This window comes from Streptomyces griseosporeus (assembly GCF_014656055.1).
In the GTDB taxonomy this organism is placed as follows: Bacteria; Actinomycetota; Actinomycetes; order Streptomycetales; family Streptomycetaceae; genus Streptomyces; species Streptomyces griseosporeus.
Map to the genome: position 1 here is coordinate 368,327 of NZ_BNBR01000008.1, position 14,726 is coordinate 383,052.

The 14,726-nt window shown below is 74.4% G+C and carries 16 protein-coding genes; 6 read left to right on the forward strand and 10 right to left on the reverse strand.

What is annotated here, in order from left to right; all coding sequences use genetic code 11:
- Window positions 1–30: 30 nt before the first annotated feature.
- A complete protein-coding gene (locus tag IE308_RS33130) occupies window positions 31–363 on the reverse strand; it encodes an antibiotic biosynthesis monooxygenase (RefSeq protein WP_190220714.1) in 333 nt (110 codons plus the stop codon).
- 61 nt (window positions 364–424) lie between these two features.
- Here IE308_RS33130 and IE308_RS33135 point away from each other — a divergent pair, with 61 nt between their 5' ends.
- A complete protein-coding gene (locus IE308_RS33135; RefSeq protein WP_190220715.1) occupies window positions 425–1,006 on the forward strand; it encodes a sugar O-acetyltransferase in 582 nt (193 codons plus the stop codon).
- 41 nt (window positions 1,007–1,047) lie between these two features.
- Here the strand turns inward: IE308_RS33135 and IE308_RS33140 are convergent, their stop codons facing one another.
- The 5 genes from IE308_RS33140 to IE308_RS33160 all read right to left on the reverse strand — a co-directional run bounded on the left by IE308_RS33140 (window position 1,048) and on the right by IE308_RS33160 (window position 5,927).
- Window positions 1,048–2,475 carry a HAMP domain-containing sensor histidine kinase gene (locus tag IE308_RS33140; RefSeq protein WP_190220716.1) on the reverse strand — a complete coding sequence of 476 codons (1,428 nt, stop codon included), beginning with the start codon at window positions 2,473–2,475 and terminating at the stop codon, window positions 1,048–1,050.
- Window positions 2,476–3,237, reverse strand: coding sequence for a response regulator transcription factor (locus IE308_RS33145; RefSeq protein ID WP_190220717.1), 762 nt, complete (start codon window positions 3,235–3,237; stop codon window positions 2,476–2,478).
- Window positions 3,238–3,521: 284 nt separating this feature from the next.
- Window positions 3,522–4,121 carry an FMN reductase gene (locus IE308_RS33150; protein WP_110629657.1) on the reverse strand — a complete coding sequence of 200 codons (600 nt, stop codon included), beginning with the start codon at window positions 4,119–4,121 and terminating at the stop codon, window positions 3,522–3,524.
- On the reverse strand, window positions 4,118–5,206 hold the full coding sequence (locus IE308_RS33155; RefSeq protein ID WP_110636889.1) for an LLM class flavin-dependent oxidoreductase: 1,089 nt from the start codon (window positions 5,204–5,206) through the stop codon (window positions 4,118–4,120). The genes IE308_RS33150 and IE308_RS33155 overlap by 4 nt, the downstream gene beginning before the upstream one ends.
- A gap of 64 nt (window positions 5,207–5,270) precedes the next feature.
- Window positions 5,271–5,927, reverse strand: a complete 657-nt coding sequence (locus tag IE308_RS33160) for a TIGR03086 family metal-binding protein (RefSeq protein WP_190220718.1) — start codon at window positions 5,925–5,927, stop codon at window positions 5,271–5,273.
- 62 nt (window positions 5,928–5,989) lie between these two features.
- On the opposite strand from IE308_RS33160, the gene IE308_RS33165 reads away from it, so the two are divergent.
- Both IE308_RS33165 and IE308_RS33170 read left to right on the forward strand, forming a co-directional pair.
- Window positions 5,990–6,820 carry a helix-turn-helix domain-containing protein gene (locus IE308_RS33165; RefSeq protein ID WP_190220719.1) on the forward strand — a complete coding sequence of 277 codons (831 nt, stop codon included), beginning with the start codon at window positions 5,990–5,992 and terminating at the stop codon, window positions 6,818–6,820.
- 48 nt (window positions 6,821–6,868) lie between these two features.
- Window positions 6,869–8,314, forward strand: coding sequence for an MFS transporter (locus IE308_RS33170; RefSeq protein ID WP_190220720.1), 1,446 nt, complete (start codon window positions 6,869–6,871; stop codon window positions 8,312–8,314).
- Window positions 8,315–8,335: 21 nt separating this feature from the next.
- Here IE308_RS33170 and IE308_RS33175 read toward each other — a convergent pair whose 3' ends face one another.
- The gene (locus IE308_RS33175; RefSeq protein WP_190220721.1) at window positions 8,336–9,220 is read right to left on the reverse strand and encodes an NADP-dependent oxidoreductase; all 885 of its coding nucleotides are present in this window, start codon (window positions 9,218–9,220) and stop codon (window positions 8,336–8,338) included.
- Between the two features lie 138 nt (window positions 9,221–9,358).
- Between IE308_RS33175 and IE308_RS33180 the strand changes: the two genes are divergently transcribed.
- Window positions 9,359–9,775, forward strand: a complete 417-nt coding sequence (locus tag IE308_RS33180) for a winged helix-turn-helix transcriptional regulator (protein WP_110629652.1) — start codon at window positions 9,359–9,361, stop codon at window positions 9,773–9,775.
- A gap of 22 nt (window positions 9,776–9,797) precedes the next feature.
- Here IE308_RS33180 and IE308_RS33185 read toward each other — a convergent pair whose 3' ends face one another.
- Together IE308_RS33185 and IE308_RS33190 are read right to left on the reverse strand one after the other, a co-directional pair.
- Window positions 9,798–10,658 (reverse strand): dioxygenase family protein, encoded by an 861-nt coding sequence (locus IE308_RS33185; protein ID WP_190220722.1) that lies wholly within the window; start codon window positions 10,656–10,658, stop codon window positions 9,798–9,800.
- A gap of 33 nt (window positions 10,659–10,691) precedes the next feature.
- Window positions 10,692–11,630 (reverse strand): helix-turn-helix domain-containing protein, encoded by a 939-nt coding sequence (locus IE308_RS33190; protein WP_190220723.1) that lies wholly within the window; start codon window positions 11,628–11,630, stop codon window positions 10,692–10,694.
- A 105-nt stretch (window positions 11,631–11,735) separates the two neighbouring features.
- On the opposite strand from IE308_RS33190, the gene IE308_RS33195 reads away from it, so the two are divergent.
- Both IE308_RS33195 and IE308_RS33200 read left to right on the forward strand, forming a co-directional pair.
- Window positions 11,736–12,767, forward strand: coding sequence for a LysR family transcriptional regulator (locus IE308_RS33195; protein WP_190220724.1), 1,032 nt, complete (start codon window positions 11,736–11,738; stop codon window positions 12,765–12,767).
- Between the two features lie 69 nt (window positions 12,768–12,836).
- Complete coding sequence (locus IE308_RS33200) at window positions 12,837–14,204, forward strand: carbohydrate-binding protein (protein ID WP_190220725.1); 1,368 nt, start codon at window positions 12,837–12,839, stop codon at window positions 14,202–14,204.
- 31 nt (window positions 14,205–14,235) lie between these two features.
- On the opposite strand, the gene IE308_RS33205 is transcribed toward IE308_RS33200, so the two are convergent.
- Complete coding sequence (locus IE308_RS33205) at window positions 14,236–14,709, reverse strand: MarR family winged helix-turn-helix transcriptional regulator (protein WP_110629647.1); 474 nt, start codon at window positions 14,707–14,709, stop codon at window positions 14,236–14,238.
- Between the last annotated feature and the right edge of the window lie 17 nt (window positions 14,710–14,726).

Below are 14,726 nucleotides of genomic sequence, written 5' to 3' on the forward strand. Positions count from 1 at the left end.
TCGGCCGCCATGGACTGGCGGGAGTGTCCCTCAGGCCGGGCGCGTGTCCTCGGGTGTCAGGAGGGTGTCGTAGTGGGCCGACCGTTCGTCGAAGCGGCTGAGGACGGCTCGCGCCTCGGCGGGGACGTGTGCCACCTCGTAGTCCTCGCCGACGAAGCCGCGTACCGCGTCGAGGGAGTCGAAGAGCATGACCGTGGAGAACTCCACCTCGCCGTCGGGCAGCGGGCGTCGGAGCAGGTAGGCGCCGTGGTAGCCGGCGAGGTCGCGCGCGGCGATCGCGGGCAGCACGCGCGTGCTGACGATCGACTCGTAGGTGTCGGCGTTCTCGGCGGTCGTCCAGCCGCGCCAGATGCGAACGATCACACCGTCACGGTACCCGCGCCGACCCGCCGCCCGCACCCGGCCACGGCGTACGGTCGTCCCCATGCCGACCGACCACTTCGCGGGCGACCCGCGCACCAACCTGGAACGCATGCTCGCCGGTGATCTCTACATCGCCGACGATCCCGAGATCGTGCGGCGGCAGCAGCGGGCCGTGCGGCTGGCCGCCGCGTACCAGGCCGCGTACGCCGAGGACGTCGACACCGCCCGGGAACTGCTCGCCGAGCTGCTCGGGGGGCTGGGTGAGGAGGCGCAGGTGCGGCCGCCGTTGTACGTCGACTACGGCAGCAACATCACCGTCGGCGCCCGCACCTTCGTCAACTACGGGCTGACCGCGCTGGATGTGGCGGCCGTCGTCATCGGCGAGGACTGCCAGATCGGGCCCCACGTGCAGCTGCTCACGCCCACGCATCCGCTGGAGCCGGAGCCCCGCCGGGACAAGCTGGAGGCCGCGCGGCCGATCACCGTCGGCGACAACGTCTGGATCGGCGGCGGCGCGATCGTGCTGCCCGGCGTCACCATCGGCGACAACTCCGTCATCGGCGCCGGAGCCGTCGTCACCAAGGACGTCCCGGCGAACGCCGTCGCCGTCGGCAATCCGGCCCGGGTCGTACGGAGCCTTTGACACGGTCCTGTCCTGGTGCACCGGGAGACGTGGTACGCCCGTCAGTCGCCCTCCCCCTCCCGCGCCCCCGCGCCGCTCACCGTGAAGCCGATGATCGAGCCGCCGCCCTCGCGGTGGGCGGCGAAGGGGGCGCCGCCGTGGGCCAGGGCCACCTCGCGGACGATGGACAGGCCGAGGCCGGAGCCGGGCAGGGAGCGGGCGTCCGGTGCGCGGTAGAAGCGGTCGAAGACACGCAGCAGGTCGGTGTCGGTGATGCCGGGGCCCCGGTCGAGGACCTCCACGCGGACCGTGCCGGGGACCGCGGGTCCGGCGACGGAGATCTCGATGGGCGCGGTGCCGTCGCGGTCGAACTTGGCGGCGTTCTCCACGAGGTTGGACAGCGCCCGCTGGAGCAGCCCGGGGCGGCCGTACGCCGTCGTGTCGCCGCTCGCCCGCAGCACGATCTCGCGGCCGGTACGGCGGCGGGCCAGCCCGGCGACGTCCTCCGCGATGTCGGCGAGGTCGACCTGCTGCGGCGGCTCGTTGTCGGACTGGCCGGCGGCCAGGTCGACCAGCTCGTTGACCAGGTCGGTCAGTTCGCGGGCCTCCTGCCCGAGGTCGGCGACCAGCTCCTCGCGGGCCTCGGGCGGCAGTTCGTCGATCCGGCGCAGCAAGGAGATGTTGGTACGGAGCGAGGTCAGCGGCGTACGCAGCTCGTGGCCCGCGTCCTGGACCAGGCGGCGCTGGTCCTCCTCCGACTGGGCGAGCCGGCCCAGCATGCGGTCGAAGGCGCGGCCGAGGCGGCCCACCTCGTCGTAGCCGGTGACGGGCACCTGGATGCCGAGGCGGCGGGTGCGGGCGACGTCCTCGGCGGCGGCCGTGAGGACGACCAGGCGGCGGGTGATGCGGCGGGCCAGCCACCAGCCGAACAGTCCGGCGAGGACCACGACCGCGGCCATGGTGATCAGGGTGCGCTGCTGGAGCGCCCGCAGCAGGTCCTCGGTGTCGCTGAACTCCTGCGCGACCTGCACCGCGCCCCGCCCGCCGCCGAGGGAGACCGTGGCGACGCGGTAGATGTCGCTGCCGACGTCGACGTCCTTGTGCACGGCGAGCCGTCCCGCGGTGACCGCGGCCGCGACCGCGCGGTCGGCGGCGGTCACCGGCAGGGCGGGGCGGCCGCCGTCGGAGACCTGGCCGTCCGGGCCCAGCACCTGCACGTTCGTCCGGGCCGGGCGGACCACGTCGTGACCGGGCGCGGAGGAGGAGAAGTCCTCCGGCGTCATGCTGTGCCGGCGCACCTCGCCCCGCACGTCCTGCACGACCTCGTCGAACACGGACTGCTGGTCGACGCGGACCAGCCGGGCGGCGGCGTTGTAGGACAGGATGCCGACGAGGACGGTGACGACGGCGGTGACGGCCGCGAAGGACACCGCGAACGTGGTGCGCAGGGAGACCAGCTTCGGCCGCCGGACGCGGGCCGGCCTGCCCACTCAGTCCTCCCGCAGCACGTAACCCACGCCGCGGACCGTGTGGATCAGCTGCGGCGCGCCCGGCTCGTCGAGCTTGCGGCGCAGGTAGCCGACGTAGACGGCGAGGTTCTTGGAGCCGGGGCCGAAGTCGTAGCCCCAGATGCGGTCGTAGATCGTGGAGTGGTCGAGGACGATGCCGGCGTTGCGTACGAGCAGTTCCAGCAGCTCGAACTCGGTGCGGGTCAGTTCCAGCTCGCGGGTGCCGCGCCAGGCGCGGCGGGCCTGCGGGTCCATGCGCAGGCCGGCCGCCTCCAGGTGGTGGCGGGTGTCGGGCGCGGGGTGCCTTGAGGGGGCTGCGGGGGGCTCGGGGGCTCCGGTGGGTGTCTCCGCGGTTCCGGCGGGGGGCTCGCCTGCCGGGCTCGTGCGGCGCAGCAGGGCGCGCAGCCGGGCGAAGACCTCCTCCACGTCGAACGGCTTGACGACGTAGTCGTCGGCGCCCGCGTCCAGGCCGGCGATGCGGTCGGCGGTCTCCACGAGCGCGGTGAGCATGAGGATCGGCGTGCGGTCGCCCTCGGCGCGCAGGACGCGGCACACCTGGAGTCCGTCGATGCCGGGCATCATCACGTCGAGGACGAGTACGTCCGGGGGCGACTTGTGCGCCTGCGCCAGCGCCTCGACGCCGTCGGCGACCGCGGTGACCTGGTAGCCCTCCAGGGTCAGGGCGCGTTCCAGGGCGTGGCGGATGGCGCGGTCGTCTTCTGCTAGGAGCACTGTCTGGGGCACGGGACCAGTCTGCCAAGGCCTCCGGCGGTGCGGTCGGGTGAGTGGCGCGGGGGGTGCCCTTCTTACTGGGCTCTCACCGTCGGCCTGGTGGGCTGCCGGCCTGGTGGGCGTCGGCCGGTGGGGTGCCCGGCGCTGGTGCCGGCCGGGGGTGGGACGCGCGGCCCGGCGCTTGCGGGGTGCCGCTGCGCCCACCCGTGCCGCCCCAGCGGCACGACTGCCCGCAGCTAGGCGGACTGACGGCCGCTGCCGGGTGGGCGCCGGCCCAGCGGCACCACTGCCCGCAGCTACGCCGTCGGGCGCAGCGCCGCCAGTTGTTCCGCGAACGGGACGACCTTCACCTCGTCGTCGGCCTTGGCGGGGCGTGTCGTGCCGGACAGCCCCCGCATCAGCGCCGCCAGCTCACCCGCCGCCCGTTCGATCCGTTCCGGCAGGCCCTCCGCGCCCCAGTCCTCCGAGGCGGCGTAGACGCCGGTGGGGACGACGACGGCCTTCAGGTAGGAGAAGAGGGGGCGCAGGGCGTGGTCGAGGACGAGGGAGTGGCGGGCCGTGCCGCCGGTCGCGGCGATCAGCACCGGCTTGCCCGCCAGGGCGTCCCGGTCCAGCACGTCGAAGAACGACTTGAACAGTCCGCTGTACGACGCGGAGAAGACGGGCGTCACGGCGATCAGGCCGTCCGCCTCCGTCACCGCCTCCAGCGCCGCGGCCAGCCGGCGGCCCGGGAAGCCGTTGGTGAGGTTCTGCGCGATCTCGACGGCGAGTTCGCGCAGCTCGATCACCTCGACGTCCACCGGCGTCCGCCCCTGCACCGCGGTGGTCAGCCGGTCGGCGAGCAGCCGGGTGGAGGACGGGACGCTCAGTCCCGCCGAGACGACGACGAGTTTCATACCGTGGCCTCCTTGCGGGCGGCGGCGAGCTGGGTGGCGTGGGTGGGGGCGTCGGGCACCCCGGCCGGGCGGCGGGCGGCGAACTCCCTGCGCAGGACGGGGACGACCTCCTCGCCGAGCAGGTCGATCTGCTCCAGGACGGTCTTCAGCGGCAGCCCGGCGTGGTCCATCAGGAACAGCTGGCGCTGGTAGTCGCCGGCGTACTCGCGGAAGGACAGCGTCTTGTCGATGACCTGCTGGGGGGAGCCGACGGTCAGCGGGGTGTCGCGGGTGAAGTCCTCCAGGGAGGGACCGTGGCCGTAGACGGGTGCGTTGTCGAAGTACGGGCGGAACTCGCGGACGGCGTCCTGGGAGTTCTTGCGCATGAAGACCTGGCCGCCGAGGCCGACGATGGCCTGCTCGGGGGTGCCGTGGCCGTAGTGGGCGTAGCGGGTGCGGTACAGCTCGACCATGCGCTTGGTGTGGTCGGCGGGCCAGAAGATGTTGTTGTGGAAGAAGCCGTCGCCGTAGTACGCGGCCTGCTCGGCGATCTCCGGGGAGCGGATGGAGCCGTGCCAGACGAACGGCGGGACGCCGTCCAGGGGGCGCGGGGTGGAGGTGAAGCCCTGCAGCGGGGTGCGGAACTTGCCCTCCCAGTCGACGACGTCCTCGCGCCACAGCCGGTGCAGCAGGGCGTAGTTCTCGATGGCGAGGTTGATGCCCTGGCGGATGTCCTGGCCGAACCAAGGGTAGACCGGTCCGGTGTTGCCGCGGCCCATCATCACATCGACGCGGCCGTCGGCCAGGTGCTGGAGCATCGCGAAGTCCTCCGCGATCTTCACCGGGTCGTTGGTGGTGATGAGCGTGGTGGAGGTGGACAGGATCAGCCGTTCGGTTTGCGCGGCTATGTAGCCGAGCATCGTCGTGGGGGACGACGGCACGAACGGCGGGTTGTGGTGCTCACCGGTGGCGAAGACGTCGAGGCCCACCTCCTCGGCCTTCAGCGCGATGGCGACCATGGCCTTGATGCGCTCGCGCTCGGTCGGCGTGCGGCCGGTGGTGGGGTCCGGGGTGACGTCGCCGACGCTGAAGATCCCGAACTGCATGGTCACTCACGCTCCAGGTTGTTGACTGTTCAACTACACCTGGAGAACCCTACCCTCCGCGCCCCTATTCCCCCGGTGCGGATCCCGCCTCCCGCGGCACCTCCCGCTGCGCCTCCCACCGCGGATCCCGCCCCGTCTCCCCCAGCAGCCGCTCGAACGCCGTCGCACCCTCCGGCACCGGCACCGGCTCCCCGAACGCCCCCATCTTCCGGCCGGTCGGCGCCAGCTCGGCCACCGCGCCCCTGAGCTGCCCGACGACCGGCGCCAGCTCCTCGTCCACCGGATACGTCCGGCCGGTCGCCCGCGCCAGGTCCCAGGCGTGGACCACCAGGTCGAGCAGCGCCATCGAGCCGACGAGCCGCGCGGGCATCTGCCACGCCCCGGTCGTGCCGTCCTCCGCGCCGGGCGCGGACCAGGCCGCCACGAGCTTGTCCGTCTCGTCGGCGAACCGCTCCCGCCAGTCCCCGCCCGCGCCGACCCGGCGGGGCGTCACGGAGAAGTCCGCGTCCTGCCGGGCGGCGAGCTTCTGGAACTCCACGACCACGTGGAAGAGGTGGTCGGCCAGCGCCCGCACGTCGTAGTCGGGGCAGGGCGTGGGCGCGGTCAGCGCCTCGTCCGGGAGCGCCCGGACCAGCGGGACGGCCCGCCCCGCAGCCCGGCGCAGCAGCTCCCCGATGCCGTACCGCGTGGATTCCTCGCGCTTGATGTCGTCGGTGTCCATACCTCCGACCGTAGGCACGCTCCGCCGCGCCCTCTTGAAGAAACGCGACGTACGATCCGGCCATGGCCGCACCCCGCCACGACACCCGCGGGATCGTCGATCCGTCCGGGCTGCTGACGCGCGTACGGTTCCGCCGCCACGAGCCGGCCGAGCCGCTGCGCCGGTACGTCGAGTGGTACTGGCTGATCGACTGGGACCTGCCCGAGCCGTACGTCTCCCACATCGTGCCGCACCCCGCGGTCAACCTGACCTTCCAGTGGGACGAGGACGAGGGGCCGCCGTACGGCGAGCTGACCGGCGTGGCGCTCGGGCTGTACGCCCGGAAGCTGGCGGGGCGGGGCCGGGTGTGCGGGGCGAAGTTCCGGCCCGGCGGTTTCCGGCCGTTCGCGCCCGGGGTGCCGGTGACGCACTGGACCGGCCGGGTGCTGCCCGCGCACGAGGCGTTCGAGCGGGCCGGCGGCGACACGCCCCGGTCGGTCGTCGCCCCGGCCGGGGACGCCGAGCGGGTGGCGGCGCTCGACGCGTTCCTGCTGTCCCTGCCGTGGGCGCCGGACCCGCAGGCCGACCTCGCCGTGGAGCTGGTCGAGCACATCCGGACCGACCGGGCCGTACTCCGCGTCGGCGACCTCGCCCGTGACCGGGGCCTGTCGGTGCGGTCGCTGCAACGGCTCTTCTCGGCGTACGTCGGCGTGGCCCCGAAGTGGGTCATCCTGCGCTACCGCCTCCACGAGGCGCTGGAGCTGGCCGGTCACCGCCGGGACGTCGACTGGGCGGCGCTCGCCGCCGACCTCGGCTACGCCGACCAGGCCCATCTGGTGCGGGACTTCACGGCGACGGTGGGCGTGTCGCCGGCGGCGTACGCGCAGGCCGTGAGCCAGGCACCCGCCGCGTAGACGAATAGAGGTTGCCCTCGCCCTGCCTCATGCCGCATATTTATCTGCGTGACGCAGATACTGCACGAAACAGAAACCCGGAGCAGCCCTCCTCTCCCCGCCCGCACCCGCTGGGCGATCCTCGGCGTCGTCCTCGCCGCCGACGTCCTCGACCTCCTCGACAGCACGATCACCACCATCGCCGCCCCCACGATCACCGCCGACCTCGGCGGCGGCCACGCGCTGGTGCAGTGGCTCGGCGCCGCCTACGCCCTCGCGCTCGGCGTGCTGCTGGTGCCCGGCGGACGGCTCGGCGACCGGTACGGCCGGCGCCGGATGTTCCTGCTGGGCCTCGCCGGCTTCACCGTCGCCTCGGTGGCCTGCGGACTGGCCCCCACGCCCGCCGCGCTCGTCGTCGCCCGCCTCGCGCAGGGCGCCTTCGGGGCGCTGCTCATCCCGCAGGGCTTCGGCATCCTCGGCGCGACCTGGCCGCGCGACCAGATCGGCAAGGCGTTCAGCCTCTTCGGGCCGGTCATGGGCCTGTCCGCGGTCGGCGGACCGGTCCTCGCCGCGTTCCTCGTCGACGCCGACCTCGCCGGCCTCGGCTGGCGCGCGATGTTCCTGATCAACCTGGTGCTCGGCGGCGCCGCCCTGCTCGCCGCGCACCGCCTGCTCCCCCGCGACACCGGCGACCGCGGCACCGCCGTCGACGGACTCGGCTCGCTCTGGCTGGCCGGAGCGATGCTCGGCCTGCTCGGCGGGCTCATCGACGGCTCGGCCCACGGCTGGACCGCCGCCACCGCGGGCGTCCCCCGCCCGCTCGCCCTGCTCCTGCTCGGCCTCGCCCTGTTCGCCGCGTTCTGCCGGCGCCAGCGCACCGCGCCCGACCCGCTGATCCGCCCGACCCTGCTGCGCAACCGCGGCTTCACCTCGGGCCTGCTCCTCGGCGTCGTCGCCTTCGCCGCCGTCGCCGGACTGCTGTACGCCGTCTCGCTCCACCTCCAGCAGGGCCTCGGCCGCTCCCCCACCGGCACGGCAGTCGCCCTCATCCCGCTGTGCGCCGGCATCGTCGTCGCCTCGATCGCCTGCCACGGGCTGATCCAGACCCACGGACGCCGCCTGGTGGCCGTCGGTCTGCTGCTGGTCCTCGCCGGCTGCGGCTGGCTGCTGGCCCTCACCGCCGGGTCCGTGCACAACGGCTGGGCCCTGGTCCCGCCGCTGCTGCTGACCGGTCTCGGCATGGGCTGCTGCTTCGGCACGGTCTACGACGTCACCATCGGCGACATCGACCCCGCCGAGGCGGGCAGCGCGAGCGGCTCGCTCAACGCGGTCCAGCAGCTCGCCAACGCCGTCGGCGCCGCCGCCGTGACCACCGTGTACTTCCACTCCCTGCACGGACACGGCGAGGCCCACGCCATGACCGTGAGCCTCACCGTGGTCGGCGCCTCGATCGCCGGGTGCCTGGGCCTCGTACGGCTGCTGCCGCGCAAAGCGCCCCAGGAGCAGCACCACTAGGGGGCGTCTCGCCGATCGCCCTTACGGCACCAGCACCAGGCGCCCGCGCACCCCGCCCTCCGTGAGCCGGGCGTGCGCCTTGGCGGCGTCGTCCAGGGCGAAGGTCTCCGCCACCCGGAGGGTGAGCACGCCCTCGTCCACCAGCCGGACCAGCTCCGCCAGCCGCGCCCCGTCGGCACTCACCTCGACGGCCGTGGTGCGCACCCCGCGCACGGAGGCGGGCTGGGCCTGCGGGATCACCCCGGCGTAGCCGCCACCGTCGCGGACCCGGGCCAGGGCGGCCTCCCCGAGGACCGCCGCGTCGAGCACCGCGTCGTAGGAACCCTCGCCGGTTGCGGTGAACCCGGCGGCGCCCAGGGACCGTACGAGCTGCTCGTCCGTCTCCCGGGCCAGCCCCGTGACCGCGATCCCGCGGTGCGCGGCGAGCTGGACCGCGAACCCGCCGACCGCCCCCGCCGCCCCGGTCACCAGCAGCGTCTGACCGGGCGTCAGCTCCAGTAGGTCCAGGGCCTGTACGGCGGTCAGCGCGTTCAGCGGCAGGGTCGCGGCCGCGACCGCGTCCACCGAGGTCGGCGCCTTGGCCACGGCGTCCGTGTCGACGACGACGTACTCGGCGTGCGTGCCGAGCGGCTTGACCATGCCGTAGTCGAGCGCCACGACCTCGTCGCCCACGTTCCAGGCGGTGGCGACCCCCGTCGCGTCGACCGTGCCGGCCACGTCCCAGCCGAGCCCGATCTGCTTGCCGGCCCCGCCGAAGACGCCCGAGCGCACGCCCGCGTCCACCGGGTTCAGCGCGGCCGCCGCGACCTTGATCCGGACCTGCCGCGCGGCGGGCTCGGGCAGCTCCGCCTCGACGACCTCCACGACCTCGGGTCCGCCGAAGGCCCGCACGACTGCTGCACGCATAGCAACTCCCCTGAATACGCGGCCTCTTGCTGGGCCGCTTCGGTATCGCTTCCGTTCCGGTGGCAACAACCGTAGGAAGAGTTACTATCCAGGAGGAAGTAGTTACCTGAGAGTGCGTACGTACCCTGGAGGAGAGCCATGGCGACCATGACCGCCGCCCAGCGCCGCGAAGAGGCCCGGATCGCCTACGACGCCTTCCTGCGGGAGTGCCCGACCAACCAGCTCCTCGGCCGGCTCAGCGACAAGTGGGTCAGCCTGGTCGTCTCCGCCCTCGCCCCCGGCCCCCTGCGCTACAGCGACCTCGGCCGCAAGCTCGCCGGGGTGAGCCCGAAGATGCTCACCCAGACCCTGCGCTCCCTGGAACGCGACGGCATCCTCACCCGGTCCGTCACCCCGTCCGTCCCGGTCCGCGTGGACTACGCCCTCACCCCGCTCGGCCAGAGCCTCGCCCTGCTGCTGACCGCGGTGAAGGACTGGGCGGAGAACCACTTCGACGAGGTCCACGCGGCCCGGGAGCGCTACGACGCGGAGAACGGCGGTCAGCCGGAGAAGTGACCGCCCCTCGCGGTGCCCTGGTTCACCCCGCCCGCCACAGGGCCGGCACCGCCGGCGGCTCCCAGCCCGGCTGGGCGGTGTGCGCCTGGAGGCAGACGTAGGCGCGCCCCGCGTAGGTGACCCGGTCGCCCGCCCGGTAGGTGACGCCCACCGTCCAGGTCCCGCCCGGCGGGGTGGGCGTGGGGCCGGGGCCCGGGTCCTGCGGGACGTCGAGGACGAAGTCGAACGCCGCCTCCCGGCCGCCGCCCCCGTCGCGCACGGTCATCACCAGCCGCGGATCGAAGATCGTGTCGGTGCTGTTGCGCGGCTCGTTCGGGAAGTACAGCTGCGTGGTCAGCACCGGACGGCCGGGGGCCTGCAGCTTCACGTGGAGGTGGCGGGTGCGGCCCGGATACAGGCCCGGCACCATCGTGGTGAGCGCGAACGAGCCGCGGGAGTCGGTGAACTGGTGCCCGCGCAGCCGGTAACCCGTGTTGTCGTAGGCGCCGTTGGTGTCGGCCTGCCAGAAGTCCAGCAGCACCCCGGACAGCGGGAGGCACGCGCGGCCGAAGACATAGCCGGTCACGGTCAGCGGGGTGCCCGGTAAGCCCGGCTCCAGGAGGCTGGTGCGCTGCGGCGAGTTGGGCTTGAAGTAGGGGCCCTCGGTCTGCTCCGGCGTGGGGTCGTCGCCGTCGTCGCAGGACGGCGTGAGCTGCGGCGCGCTGCCGCTCGCCGCCGAGGTGCGGGCGAGGGCCGGTCCGGCGGCCAGGGCGACGGGGATCGCGGCGGTGGCCGCGAGCGCGGCGCGCAGCACCGTCTTGCGGCGCACGAGCCGGGGCGATTCCGGCTCACGGCCGGTGCCGGGGTCGTCCGGGCCCGTGCCGTACGTGCCTGCCTCGTCCATGTCTCCTCCTCGTGGGGGTGGTGGGCACCGAAACTAGGCCGGTGCGGACGGGGCTTCGAGGGACTGGTGAGGGCGGCTGTGGTGTTTTCGGAAGGCGCCGGGACTGCTGCCGGTCTCGCGCCGGAAGAACCGGCTGAAGTAGGCGGGGTCGTCGAACCCGGTGCGGGCGGCGACCTGCCGTACGGACAACTCGGTGTGCGCGAGCAGCTGTTGGGCCTGGTACACCCGTGCCTCGATGAGCAGCCGGCCGGGCGGACGGCCGGTGGCCGCACGGACCGCCTGGGTGAGGTAGCCGGGTGAGACCCCCAGCCGGTCGGCGCACTCCCGCACGGTCCGGCCCGCCGCCTCCGGACGCGTGATCAGCTCGGCGAACGCGTCGGCCACCGCGGCCGTACGGCCCTGGACGCGCGGCTCCGGGCCCTGCGCCGGGCCACCGGGGAGCCGGGCGGCGCGCACGACGAGAACGTGGAGCAGGGACCGCAGGACGCTCTCGTGCCCCGGGGCGCGCTGCCGGAACTCGGCGGCCAGCTCGGCGATCAGGGCGCCGACCCACCGGTCCTGCGCGGCGTCCAGCGCGAACCCGCACCGCGCGCCCAGCTCCCGCAGCAGTTCGCGGTCGCCGGGGTGGTCCACCAGGAAGTCGTCGGTGAACAGCACCAGCGAGCCCTCGGGTCCCCGCCCGCCCTCCCAGTGGTGCACCTGGCCGGGCAGGACCACGGCCAGCTGCGGGGGCCTGACCGGCCACCGGGCGAGATCGACGACATGGGTGCCGGAGCCGGCGCGGACGTGGACGATCTCGTAGAAGGTGTGCCGGTGCGGCCGGTCCCAGCGGGACAGCGGGCCCACCTCCTCGAAGGAGCCCACCGCGAAGGGCGGGGCGCCGGGCGAGGACACCTCCAGCCGGTGCAGCGGCACGTCCCCCGGGCCGGGGGGCAGGGCGGGGACTCCCGGCAGGACGGTGGTGCTGCGCATCGCTCGCACTCCTCTCGCGGACACGACCGGGTCGCGCACATCCGTTCCCGCTCTGGTCTGTACCAACCCCTTGCCCGTTGCCCTCCGGCGCCGCAAGCTCCCCTCATGGAGCTGGAGTTGCGGCATCTGAAGACCATCCGGGCCATCGCCGACGCGGGCAGCCTGACCAGGGCGGCGACCGCGCTCGGGCTGGCCCAGCCCGCCCTCAGCGCACAGCTCAGACGCATCGAACGGGCCCTGGGCGGCGCACTGTTCGAGCGCGGGCGGCACGGCGTGCGGACCACCGCGCTCGGTGAGCTGGTCCTCGAACGCACCCGGATCGTGCTGCCCGCGGTGAGTGACCTCCAGCGGGAGGCGGCCAGGTTCGCGCGGACCCGGCGGGACGGGGAGCGGCTGCGGCTCGGCGCCACGCACGGGCCGCTGCTGGGTGCCCTGGTGGACCGGCTGGCCGACGCCGCGCCCGGCACCTCCGTGTCCACCTGCGCCTCCTGGTCGGAGCGGGAACTCGCGGAGCTGCTGGCCGAGGGCCGTCTTGACTTCGTGCTCACCGGCACCTGCGGCTCTGCGCCGCCGCCCCCGTGCCCGCACCTCGTCTGGGAGGAGATCGCCGTCGACCCGGTCTGCGTGATGCTCGCCGACGGACACCCGCTGGCCCGCGGGCGCGAGGTCGACCTGGCCGCGCTCGCGGACGAGGAGTGGGCGTGCGTCCCCGGCGACGGCTGCTTCGCGGACTGCTTCACCGCGGCCTGCGCCCGGGCCGGCTTCACGCCCCGGCGCATGTACGAGACGGACACCGCGTCCTGCGTGCACCTGGTGCAGGTGGGCCGGGCGGTCGGTCTGTGCCGGGCGACGTTCCCGCCGACGCCCGGCCTCGCCGTCCGCCCGCTCACCGGCACACCCCTGTCCTGGCGGCACCTGCTGGGCTGGCACCCGTCCGCCCAGCACCCGGACACGGCGACGACGGTGCTGACGGAGACCCGCGCGGCCCACGCGAGCGCGGCGGCCGCCAGCGCCGGCCACCGGGTGGCGGACTCCGGGGCGGCGTCCCGCACCGCCGGGCGGGGGGCGGATTCCGGGGCGGCGGCGCCGGCACGCACCGGGGCGGGTTCCATAACGTCCGGGCAGGGGGTCGGCTGACGGCTTACGGCGCTTGACGGGTCCTCCCTACGGTTTCGGCACTCCCACCGAATCCGAGGAGACCTCCCCATGCTCCAACGACACCTCAGGGCCGTGTGCGCCGCCACCGCGGCCGCGGGTGCCCTGCTCGTGGCCGGGCTCAGCGGCTCCGCGAGCGCGCACCCGTGGGCCTCCCCCGCCCCGCCCACGGCGGCCGAGACCCTGCGCACCGCCGCGGCGCCGCCCGGCCTCCTCGCCGCGCTCCAGCGGGACCTCGGCCTCGACCGGCGGCAGGCGGACCGGCGGCTCGCCAACGAGGCCGAGGCGGGTGCCACCGCGGGCCGGCTGCGGGCCGCCGTGGGCGGGCACTTCGCGGGTGCCTGGGTGAGCGGCGCGCTGTCGGACACCCTGACCGTCGCCACGACCGACCCGGCCGACGTGCCCGCGATCCGGGCACGGGGCGCCGACGCGGTCGTCGTGGACCACACCCTGGCCGCCCTCGACGCGGCCAAGGCCCGCCTGGACCGGGCCGCCGCGCGGTACGCCACGACCGCCACACCGGTCTGGTACGTCGACGTCACCGCCAACTCGCTGGTGGTCCAGGCGGAACGGCCCGACGCCGCCCGGTCCCTGCTCGCCGCGGCCGGCGTCGACGCCTCCCTCACCCGGATCGTGCAGGCCACCGAGCACCCCCGCCCGCTCTACGACCTGCGGGGCGGCGACGCCTACTACATCGGCACCGGCAGCCGCTGCTCGATCGGCTTCCCGGTGACCCGGGGCACCCAGCAGGGCTTCGCCACGGCCGGCCACTGCGGACGCGCCGGCAGCACCACCAGCGGCTCCAACCGGGTGGCGCAGGGCACCTTCCAGGCGTCCGTCTTCCCCGGCAACGACATGGCGTGGGTGGCCACCAACGCCAACTGGACGGCGACGCCGTACGTCAACGGCTCCAGCGCGCAGGTCGCCGGGTCCACGCAGGCCACGGTGGGCTCCTCGGTGTGCCGGTCGGGCTCCACCACGGGCTGGCACTGCGGCACCGTGCAGCAGCTCAACTCCAGCGTGACGTACCAGGAGGGCACCGTCTCCGGCGTCACCCGCACCTCGGTGTGCGCCGAACCGGGCGACTCGGGCGGCTCGTTCATCTCCGGCAGCCAGGCCCAGGGCGTCACCTCGGGCGGCTCCGGCAACTGCACGAGCGGCGGCACGACCTACTTCCAGCCGGTCAACCCGATCCTGCAGAGCTACGGCCTCACCCTGAAGACCACCGGGTCCGGCCCCGGCGACCCGGGCGACCCCGGAGACCCCGGCGACCCGGGCGGCACCTGGTCGGCGGGCACCGTCTACCAGGCGGGCGACACGGTGACGTACGGCGGCGCGACCTACCGCTGCCTGCAGAGCCACCAGGCCCAGCCCGGCTGGGAACCGCCGAACACCCCGGCGCTGTGGCAGCGGGTGTGATCGGCGGGGCCTTCCCCGCGGGGTCCAGGTTCTAGACGTCCCCCGCCCGCAGCCGCGCCACCTGCTCCCCGCTCAGCTCCACCGTGCGCCGCATGTGCCCGATGATCAGGGACAGCTCGGCGTCGTCCAGGTCGTCGAAGAGCGCCGACCAGGGCGCGCCGAGCCGGTCCCACATCCGCCCGAACTCGGCGACCTTCTCCGGCACGGCCACCACCAGCACCTTGCGCCGGTCGGCCGCGTCCCGCTCCCGCCGCACGTACCCGGCCCGCTCCAGCCGGTCCACCAGCCGGGTCGCCGACCCGGTCGTCAGCCCCGTCAGCTCCGCGATCCGGCCCGTCGTGACGGGACCGGCCTCCAGCGTGAGCAGGTTCAGGCACTGCAGGTCGGTCGGGTGCAGGCCCAGATGGTCCGCGACGGCCTGGTTGAACAGCGCGTACGAGGCCATGTAGCGGCGCGAGACACCACCCAGCTCCGCCAGCAGCCGCTCACGGTCCCGTTCCGGCATCGACCGCACCTTTCCTT